Origin of the sequence: Bradyrhizobium sp. (genome assembly GCF_028868675.1) — a bacterium.
In the GTDB taxonomy this organism is placed as follows: domain Bacteria; phylum Pseudomonadota; class Alphaproteobacteria; order Rhizobiales; family Xanthobacteraceae; genus Bradyrhizobium.
In genome coordinates this window covers 1-9,056 of sequence record NZ_JAGWUA010000190.1, presented here as the reverse complement: position 1 = coordinate 9,056, position 9,056 = coordinate 1, and the positions used below count along the sequence as shown (strand labels likewise).

The window sequence follows — 9,056 nt, the reverse complement described above, 5'->3', positions numbered from 1 at the left end:
CCGACCGGGGTCTGGAGCGCCTGGTTGGCGATCGACTTGGCGGTGTCGACCAGCTTCTGCAGCGAGGTGATGCCGGTGTTGGCGGCCTGCAGCACCTGAACGCCGTTGCCGATGCCATCGAGCAGATTGTTGATGTCGCTGGCGCGGTTGTCGAGCGAGGAAGCCGTGAAGAAGTTGGTCGGGTTATCCAGTGCCGAGTTCACCTTCTTGCCAGTCGACAGATGGGACTGGGTGGTGGCGAGGAGGTCGGCGGTGGACTGGAGGGAGAGCAGGTTCTGACGAACCGATGCGGAGAGAACGATACCGGACATACTGTTACCTTTCTGGTAGCTACGCGTCCTGCTTGACCGAGATTGATCAAACGACCGGCGGACGGTGCCTCCGAGCCTCTAACAATCCGTGAAATGAAACCCCCGCTTTCTCCGCGTCGGCGTCCAAACGGCCCCGCCAGAGACAGCCGAGAGGCTCATAATACCTCTATCTCCATTGAAATCATTGCATTTTCTCGCCAAACCGCAATCGTTTACGACCCGTTAACTACGTTGTGCAACGATCGGCTCCAAATCAGAGCCGATCGTCCTCGTCGGGAGGCTCGATACAAAAGGATTGATGGAGAACAGGCATGGCTCTCAAGGTCGAACTCAAACCGCACGAACGCATCATCGTCGGCAATTGCGTGATCACCAATACCGACCAACGCGCCCGCCTGCTGATCGACGGCGAGAACGTGCCGATCCTGCGCGAGCGCGACATCCTCACGCCCGAGACCGCCGACACGCCGGCAAAGCTCGTCTATCTGGCGGTGCAGCTGATGTACATCTCGCCGGACCCGCAGAGCCAGCACGGCACCTATTTCAACCTGGTGCGCGACATCGTGACGGCCGTGCCGAGCTCCTGGCCGGTCATCGAAGGCATCAACAACAACATCATGAGCGGCGATCTCTACCGGGCGCTCAAGGAAGCCCGCAAGCTGATCGCCTATGAGGCGCAGCTGAAGGACCAGTACGAGGCGACGCATCCGAAGGCGGACATCAGTTCGGCCGCCTGATCGCCGTCTCCCGAGAATTGCCTGCACAAGCGGCTCCGGACGATCTCCGGGGCCGCTTTCCTTTTGGACCGTCCGGCCGGCTAAAGCGCGATGGCTTGGAATCGTCATCGCGCCTTGGGTTGTCATTCGAGCATGATCTCCGCGCAAACGCGTTCCGCGTTTGTCGCGAGGGAAAACCGCTGCGCACTTTTCCGGATCTTGCTCTATTGCGCCGCGAGCGGCGGCGCCTCGGTCTCGATCAGGCCATCGCCCGAGCGCCGCGCGCCGAAGTCGAGCACGGCGGCCACCAGCGCGTCGATGTCGGCCACATCGGTGCGGTGATTGACGATGGCGGCGCGGATCGCGAAGCGGCCGTCGATCGTCGTGCTCGATGGCGCGGCGATGCCGGACTCCTGAACGTCGGCGACGATCTCGCGATTGATCGCGTCGGCATCGGCCGCGCGATAGCGGAAGCAGACGATGTTGAGGTTGACCGGCGCTAGCAGCTCGAGCCGCGGCTCGGCGGCAATGCGCGCCTCGAGATATCTCGCCAGCTCGCAGGTGCGCGCGATCGCGGCGCCGAGCCTGTCGGTGCCGAACGTCTTCAGCGTGAACCAGGTCTTGAGCGCGCGAAAGCCGCGCGACAGATCGGGACCGAGATCGCAGGGCCAGACGGCGCCTGCCGCGAGCCCGCGCGCCTCGCGCCTGAGATAGGCGGCCGGCTGCGCGAACGCCTCGCGATGCCGCTCGCCGTCGCGCACCATGAGGAAGCCGGCATCGTAGGGCACCTGCCCCCATTTGTGGAAATCCAGCGCGATCGAATCCGCCAGCTCGATGCCGGCAAGCCGCGGCGCGAGCGCCGGCGACATGATCGCGAGCGCGCCGAACGCGCCGTCGACGTGGAACCAGATGTTCTCCTCGCGGCACAGCGCGGCCAGTTCGGTGAGATCGTCGAGCGCGCCGATATCGACCGTGCCGGCGGACGCCACCACGAGGAACGGCCTGAAGCCGATCTCGCGGTCGATCGCAATCTGCGCGCGCAGCGCGGCGACGTCGATGCGGTGATCGGCATCGACGTCGATCTTGCGCAGCGCATCGGTGCCGAAGCCGGCGATATCCATCGCCCTGGAGATGCAGCCATGCGCGGCCTTCGACGTGTAGGCCGTCAGCAGCGCGCCGTCGTGGCCGATGCCGTGCTGGCGCGCCAGCGCGCCGAGCGCGGCCGTGCGCGCCACCACGATCGCCATCAAATTCGCCATCGACGTGCCGGTGACGAAGATGCCGCTGGCCGTCTGCGGAAATCCATACAGCCGCCGCATCCACTCGACGACCTGGCGCTCGACTTCGATCGGCATGTGGTCGCGGCCGCCGAGATTGGCGTTGAGACCGGCCGCCAGCATCTCGGCGAGCATGCCGACCGCGGTGCCGCCGCCGTGCACCCATCCCATGAAGCCGGGGTGGACGTTACCGGTCGCATAGGGCGCGATGGCGCTCGCGAACTCGCGATAGACTTCGCCGAGATCGGCGGCATCGCGGGGAACGTCGGCGTGGAATTGCGCGCGGACGCGGTCGGGGATCGGCCGCCAGACCGCGCGCTCGCGCACATTGGCGATGGAGTCGATGGTGTCGTCGAGCATGCGATGGGCGAGCGCGCGAAACGCGCTCCAGTCCTGCGGATCGAGCGATGCGCGTCCGGCCGCCTGCTGCACGTCGTCCCGGGTCGTCTCGTTCATGCCGCGCTTCCCTGCCCGGCCTTGGCGCGACGCGTCAGCATTGCCGTGAAGGCCGCAAAGATCTTGCGCATCTGCGGCTGCTTGTACGGAAACACGTCCGGCGAATCCATGTTGTGCACAACCGCCGTGTTGTCGGCCTCGAAGATCAGAAGCTCGCCGTCCTTGTTCTCGGCGCAGTCGATGGTGAAGTAGTCGAGCCCCATACGCCCAATCATCTCGTCGAGCGCCGCGCGATGACGGGCGCCGAAGGCTTGGTCGAAGTCGCGCATGAAGGTGGCCTCTTCGGCCCGCTTCTCCTCGCTGAACGCCATGTAGGCGTTGAGGTACCAGATGTCCCAGCGGTCGGCGATCGCCATGTGGCAGGCGAAGGGACGCCCGTCGACCACCGCGAGGCGATACTTGCGATAGAGCCCGTCGGCGCTCGAATAGTCGACGAAGCGCGCGACGAAGAATTCCTGCTCCTGCCGCGCGGCGAGATAGTCGGCGAGCGAGGCGGCGTCGTCGATCCGTGCGAGGCCGACGCCCGCATGCGAGCCGCGCGGCCGCGCGATCATCGGAAAGCGCAATTCATCCGCGATGTCCACGCAACGAAGCCGCGCTTGCGACAGCTCGGTCAACTGCGCGCGCGTCGCGCAGATGGTCGCGGGGATGTCGAGTCCCTCGATGCCGGCGAGCAGCCGGTGCAGCTTGTCGCGATCGAGATTGGCGATCCGGCTCGGCAGGTTGAGCAGCGGCCGCGGCCAGCGCGCGGCCGCAGCGTCGATCGCCGCGAGCGCCTCGCGGCACTCCTCGGAATCGGACGCCACCACGATGGCGATGTCGTGGTCGGGCAGCGGCTCGGGCAGGCCGACGCCCTTGACCACATAGAGCGTCAGCAGTTCGACGTCCGATCCCTCGATCAGGAATTCGATCGGCGTGTTGCCGCCCATGTCGATGGCGGCGGCGAGCGCGAGCACGCGCAGCGCGGGACGGGCGACCGCGCAGGGCGAGCGGAAGAGCTGGTGGAACGCGAGCACCTCCGCCTGGATCGCCAGTCCGGTATCCTTGTCGCCGAGGAGCTGCGCGATCAGCGACAGATCGAGCCCCTCGCCCGCCTGTGCCGTTCCCTCCGCGATCCTGGCGAAGAGCCGGTCCCGCAGCGGGCGCAAGTCGACGCCGTCGAACGCCTGATGGGTCAGGCGCGCAAAGCCGATGCGGTCGGCATATTGCGGCACGGTCAGGCCGAGCGGCTGGGACACTGAACGCTGCATGTCGAACTCCCGATATCGACCCGTCGATCGCGCCGCGCCGGCGGCTCAGGCGCGCAGCAGCGCGAAGATCGAGCTCGCATGGATGCTCGATACCTGCCCGCCGAAGCACGGTGTGGCCACCACGAGTTGCATCCGATCCGACATCAACGCCCCCGCGCCAGAGTTCTAACCAAGAGGTAAACAGCCATGGTTAATTGAGCGTTAACGGTCGCCCCGGGGCGCGAGCCGGAATGGCCTGCGGCGGTCTTCGGCTCACGCGGCAACGCGGCTTCATCGTGCCTTAGCCGGCCGGCAGGTACTTCACGAGCGACAGCTGCGACAGCATCGAGGTGGTCTGGTAGGACGCCTGCAGCGCGTTTTGCAGCGACAGGATTTGGCTCGCCACCTGGTCCGGCGATGCCGACTCCGCCTGGTCGATGATGGTCTGCAGCTGCGCCTTGGCCTGGGTCTGACGGGTGGTGGCGTCCTTCATCGTGTTCTGGGCCATCGCGATGTCGGTCTGGATATCCTCGATCCGCTGCTGCCCGGGCTGCTCCGTCAGCGCTTGTGCAATCCTCTGGCTCAGGGCCGCAACCTGGCCGCCCGAATTGGCCCCGGTCGGCGACGTCGAGAACGTGCCGAACACAGCGATCGCCTGCAGTTGCCGGCGGATCGCGTCCTCGTCGGCCTGCGCGCCGTATTGAACCGTGATGGAATCATCGACCCGCGCGACCGCGGTCGAGCGCGCCGAGCCGGGTCCGTCATTGCCCATGTACCATTTGACGGTGTTGGCCGAGCCGTTCACCAGCGTCGTCGCCGAGCTCGCGGGCGAGCTGCCGACGCGCAGCGGCGGCTGCGTCGCCGTGACCGGCGTGGAGCCGAAACCGAGCGCCGCAAGCGCGGCCGCGTTCGAGCTGGTGACGTTCAGGCTCGCCGCATCGTCGGTATTGATCGTGATCGCGCCGCCATGGACCGTCGACGGCTTCGAGGTGCCGGTGATGGAATCGATCTTGCCGAGCAGGGTCTGGATGCTGTCGGTGACGTTGAGCTGATTGCCGGTCGCGCCCGAGCTGACGAAGGTGAGCGTCGTCCCGTTGACGGTGATGGTGTCGCCCGGCGCGAAGCTCGTCCCGATCGAATCCGAAGGCGCGGTGCCGGACAGCAGCGTCGCGCCGGTGACCGGCGCCGGCGTCGCGAGCTGGTTGTTGACGGGGCCCCCGATCGCCGAGCTCGCCGTGTTGAAGAAGTTGTCGCCGGCCATGACCGCGGACGCCGCCACCAGCGAGGTGTTGGCAAGCTTCGCGATCGCGGCGTTCAACGCGGTGTTGAGGTTCGAGGCCGTGTTGGCCGGGGTGGTCGCGTCGATGGCGAAGCCACCCTGCGGCACCGGCGTCGCCGTGGACGCCGTCAGGTCGATCTGTTCGGTGGTGCCGTCCGGCAGCGTGAATTGAACGCTCAGCTTGTCGCCATTGCCCGGATTGTTGCCGTTGAGATCGACGGAGAACGAAACCGGCGACCCGCTCGGACCGGTGACGGTGGCTCCGGTCAGCGTCGAGGAGACCGCCGCGATCTTGAGCCCGAACGGCGATCCGGCCACGTCCTCGGACACCTTGACCGAGCTCGGGGTCGGCTGCGTCTGCACCAGGCGGCCCATGCCGTTGGCGCCGAGATCGGCAGCCTGGCGTTCGGCCATGACGGTCTTGAAGCCGGCCTGCGTGGTGGTGCCGTTGATGATGTCGTCGGCGTTGGCGACCGACTGCGTGCCGAAGGCGGTCCCGGAAAACAGATAGCGGTTGCCCGACTGCGTGTTCAGCACGCCGATCATCGAGCCGAACTGCGCCGCCGCGGTGTTCTGCGCGATCGTCTGGCCGTTGACGTTGAGATCTTGCGCCGTGCTGGCGGCGCCCGTGTGCACCGTGTTGCGAATGGTCGACATCGACTGCAGGGCGGTGTTGGCGAGGTTGATGCTGACGTTGACGTTGGTGATCGTGTCGGTATAGGCGGCGATGTTCGACAGCTGCGCGCGCGAGGCGATTGCGAAGCCCTCGTTGGTCCCCATGCCCGAATAGTTCTGCGACAGCTTGCCGGTGGAAAGCTGCGTCGACAGGTCGGTGAGCTGCTGGTTGATGTTGCGGATCTGCGCGCCGAGAACCGACGAGGAATAATTGATGCTGGCGATCGACATGGTTTGGCGCCTCTACGCTTGATACGCGGGGTTACCCTTGAGCCTGGAGCAGTGTGGTCATCATGCTCTGCACCACCGACATGACGTGGGCGTTGGCGGCATAGGCATTCTGGAGCTGGATGAGGCTCGACATCTCCGTGTCGAGGTTGACGCTGGACGTCGAGTTGAACTTCGCCTGCAGGGTCGAGACCACGACGCTCTGGCCCTGCTGCAGGTTCGTCGCCTGGGTCGCGGCGTTGCTCTGGATGCTCAGGAATTGCTGCAGATAGCTCGAAACGTTGCCGCTGAAGGGCTGGCTGGCCGAGCCGAGGCCGGTCTGCGGCGAATAGGAAAAGACCGCCGTCGTGAGCTGCGAATAGAGGAAATCCGAGCGCGCGGTGTCGCCCGCGGGCGTCACCGGCGAGGTATTGTAGACCGAGAGCCGGGTCGGATCGTTGACCACCGACTGATTCACCGCGATGCGTCCGGCGAGACCCGTCATCTGCAGGCCGGATCCGGTGATCGCTCCGGTGTAGAGCGCGCCGCCGTCGGTGAACAACGGCAGTTGCGGATTGCCCGAGGTCAGCGACGATATCGTCCTGGTGGCGGACGTCGCATTCACCTTGGCAAGGCCGGTGCCGTCGTCGGTGACCCGCAGCGTCGTGGCCGTGGCGGGCGCCGGGGCGCCGGCGAAGGACAGGTGGGTGCCGGACAGCGCCGTGTTGAGCGCCGATGCGATCGCGCCCATGCCTTTCGAGAAATCGACGCCGATCTGCACCGGATTGGCGTTCGTGGCGTTCTGCAGCGGCAGCGCCGTCGGATCGGTCACGTTGATGAGCGTGATCTTGCGCTGCGTGTTGGTCGTCGTGTCGGTATAGGTGATGTTGACGGTATTGCCCGCCGCCGCGCCAGCGAGGTCGACGTCGAAGCCGGCCGGCGGACCCGCGACCGCGGCGCCGCCGGAGGTCTTGTCCGACAGCGCGCTCGCCATCGTCGCGGCGAGCTGATCGACCTGGCTCTGCGCCTGCACCAGCGTCTGGTCGCGGAGTTTGAGGTCGGCCGCGATCTGGCCGGAGGAGACCACGGTGCTGGCGACGACGTCGACCGACGAGCCGTTCGGAAGCTTGATGTTGAATGCACCGACGCCGGACTTGGCCGGATCGGCGTTGTAGAGCGAGGTCGCCGTGAGCGCGCCGGCCGAGGCGAAGCTGAACTGCGAGGCGAGCCCGCCGCCAACCAGCTGGATGCCGGTGCCGGTGAAGACGTTGGCCTGGTTCGACCCGTCGGTGACGACACGGACGTCGACGTATTTCGACAGCGTGTTGATCGCCTGGTCGCGCTGATCCATCAGCGTTGCGGCGGACGGATCGGTCGGGTTCAGGCCCTGCAGCTTGGTGTTGACGTCGGCGATCCGCTGCATCGCTGCATTGGCCTGCTGCGCCGAGGTGCCGAGGTCCTGCTCCACGTTGGAACGCAGCGACTGGATGCCCTTGGTCGTGACGTTGAGCTGCTGCGCCAGCGACTGCGCCGCCGCGACCGCGACCGTCTGCGCCGACTGCGCGCCGGCGCTGGTCGACAGCGCCTGCAGCGAGGAGGTGAAGTCGTTCAGCGCGGCTTCGAGCGTACCGCTGCCGCCGGGGTTGCCGTACACGTTCTGGAGCTGCTTCAGGATGTTGGCCATCTGGTCGGCGTAGCCGCCGCCTCCGGTCTCCGTGCGCAGCTGGCCCAGCACGTAGGAGTCGAGCTCGCGGCTGACGCCGGTCGTCATCGCCGTCGAGCCGAAGCTGCCGGTGGTGACCTCGATCTGGTTGGGCGTCTGGCTGACGTAGCCCGGCGTCTGCGAATTGGCGACGTTCGACGAGACGATCGACATCGCGGCCTGGTTGGCGCGCAGACCGCTCATCGCACTGGCGAGGGCCGAACTCAAACCCATATCACTGCCCGCCTCTCGTTACGTTGCGCTTCAGGCTGCCGATCAGCGCAACACGTTCAGGAGATCCTGCACCATGGAATTCGCCGTGGTGATGACCTTGGTGTTGGCCGAATAGGCCTGCTGGGTGACGATCAGCTTGGTGAACTCGTCGGCGATGTCGGTGTTGGACCCTTCCAGCGACGAGCCGCTGATCGTGCCGGAGGCGCCGTCGATCGCGGGGCCGGACTGATCCGTCACCGCGTAGGCGCCGCCGTCGAGCGCTTTCAGGTAGTTGGTGCCGTTGAAGTGCGACAGCGTGACCTGGGCGAGGTCGAGATTCTGGCCGTTGGAGAAGGTGCCGACCACCAGGCCGTTGTTGCTGACGGCGACCGAACGGAGCTGACCGGCGGCATAGCCGTTCTGCGTGATGGTGTTGATGGTCACGGCCCCGCTCGTGCTCGCATATTGCGTCAGCCCGCCCGAGGAGATGTTGAAGGCGACCGAGCCGAGCGACTGACCGGCGACCGTGACGTTGTTGATGGTGATGCCCGAGCCGCTCGGCGAGGTCAGCGAGCCGTCGTTGGCAAAGGTGAAGGTCTGCCCGGTATTCACCCAGCCGACCTGCGTGCCGGAGGCGTTGGGGTCGGTCTGGTAGAACAGGTTCCAGCTATCCGTATGTCCGGCGCCCAGCGTCGCGCTGTCGGTCTTGGCCCAGCGCAACTGCATGTTCACGGGCGTGCCCGCGGCGTTGTAGGCCGTGACCGCGCCGCCGCTGATCGATTCCTTGGTGAAAGTGGCGATGTCGTTGCCGATCACGGTGCCGGTACCTGCGGTTCCGCCGCCGTTGCGGTTCCTGCTGATGCTCGACGTGAAGCCGAGCGCGGCGAAGGCCGCGGCGTTGGAGCTGGACACCGAGAGGTTGGAAGCGGTGCCGGTATTCAGGGTGATCACGCCGCCCGCAATCGACGAGCCCGTACCGCCGCTGAGGCCG

6 protein-coding genes and 1 pseudogene are annotated in these 9,056 nt (G+C 66.3%); 1 reads left to right on the top strand and 6 read right to left on the bottom strand.

The window, feature by feature from the left end:
• Nucleotides 1-311: pseudogene (locus KGM94_RS20375) on the bottom strand (hypothetical protein); the annotation flags it as partial.
• Between the two features lie 311 nt (nucleotides 312-622).
• Between KGM94_RS20375 and flbT the strand changes: the two are divergent.
• On the top strand, nucleotides 623-1,048 hold the full coding sequence (gene flbT / locus KGM94_RS20370; protein ID WP_300263440.1) for a flagellar biosynthesis repressor FlbT: 426 nt from the start codon (nucleotides 623-625) through the stop codon (nucleotides 1,046-1,048).
• A gap of 203 nt (nucleotides 1,049-1,251) precedes the next feature.
• On the opposite strand, the gene KGM94_RS20365 is transcribed toward flbT, so the two are convergent.
• From KGM94_RS20365 to KGM94_RS20345, 5 genes are all read right to left on the bottom strand, one after another.
• Nucleotides 1,252-2,760, bottom strand: coding sequence for an aspartate aminotransferase family protein (locus KGM94_RS20365; RefSeq protein WP_300263438.1), 1,509 nt, complete (start codon nucleotides 2,758-2,760; stop codon nucleotides 1,252-1,254).
• The gene (locus tag KGM94_RS20360; protein ID WP_300263436.1) at nucleotides 2,757-4,010 is read right to left on the bottom strand and encodes a hypothetical protein; all 1,254 of its coding nucleotides are present in this window, start codon (nucleotides 4,008-4,010) and stop codon (nucleotides 2,757-2,759) included. The genes KGM94_RS20365 and KGM94_RS20360 overlap by 4 nt, the downstream gene beginning before the upstream one ends.
• Before the next feature lie 280 nt (nucleotides 4,011-4,290).
• Complete coding sequence (locus KGM94_RS20355; protein ID WP_300263434.1) at nucleotides 4,291-6,174, bottom strand: flagellar protein; 1,884 nt, start codon at nucleotides 6,172-6,174, stop codon at nucleotides 4,291-4,293.
• 31 nt (nucleotides 6,175-6,205) lie between these two features.
• A complete protein-coding gene (flgK, locus tag KGM94_RS20350) occupies nucleotides 6,206-8,086 on the bottom strand; it encodes a flagellar hook-associated protein FlgK (protein ID WP_300263432.1) in 1,881 nt (626 codons plus the stop codon).
• A 42-nt stretch (nucleotides 8,087-8,128) separates the two neighbouring features.
• Nucleotides 8,129-9,056 (bottom strand): flagellar hook-basal body complex protein (locus KGM94_RS20345; RefSeq protein WP_300263430.1); only part of this gene is annotated, 928 nt, incomplete at its 5' end.

Excerpts from the sequence above, each read along its gene's own strand:
- KGM94_RS20355 (WP_300263434.1), bottom strand. The coding sequence starts at position 6,174 with ATGTCGATCGCCAGCATCAATTATTCCTCGTCGGTTCTCGGCGCGCAG.
- flbT (WP_300263440.1), top strand. The coding sequence starts at position 623 with ATGGCTCTCAAGGTCGAACTCAAACCGCACGAACGCATCATCGTCGGC.
- flgK (WP_300263432.1), bottom strand. The coding sequence starts at position 8,086 with ATGGGTTTGAGTTCGGCCCTCGCCAGTGCGATGAGCGGTCTGCGCGCC.
- KGM94_RS20360 (WP_300263436.1), bottom strand. The coding sequence starts at position 4,010 with ATGCAGCGTTCAGTGTCCCAGCCGCTCGGCCTGACCGTGCCGCAATAT.
- KGM94_RS20365 (WP_300263438.1), bottom strand. The coding sequence starts at position 2,760 with ATGAACGAGACGACCCGGGACGACGTGCAGCAGGCGGCCGGACGCGCA.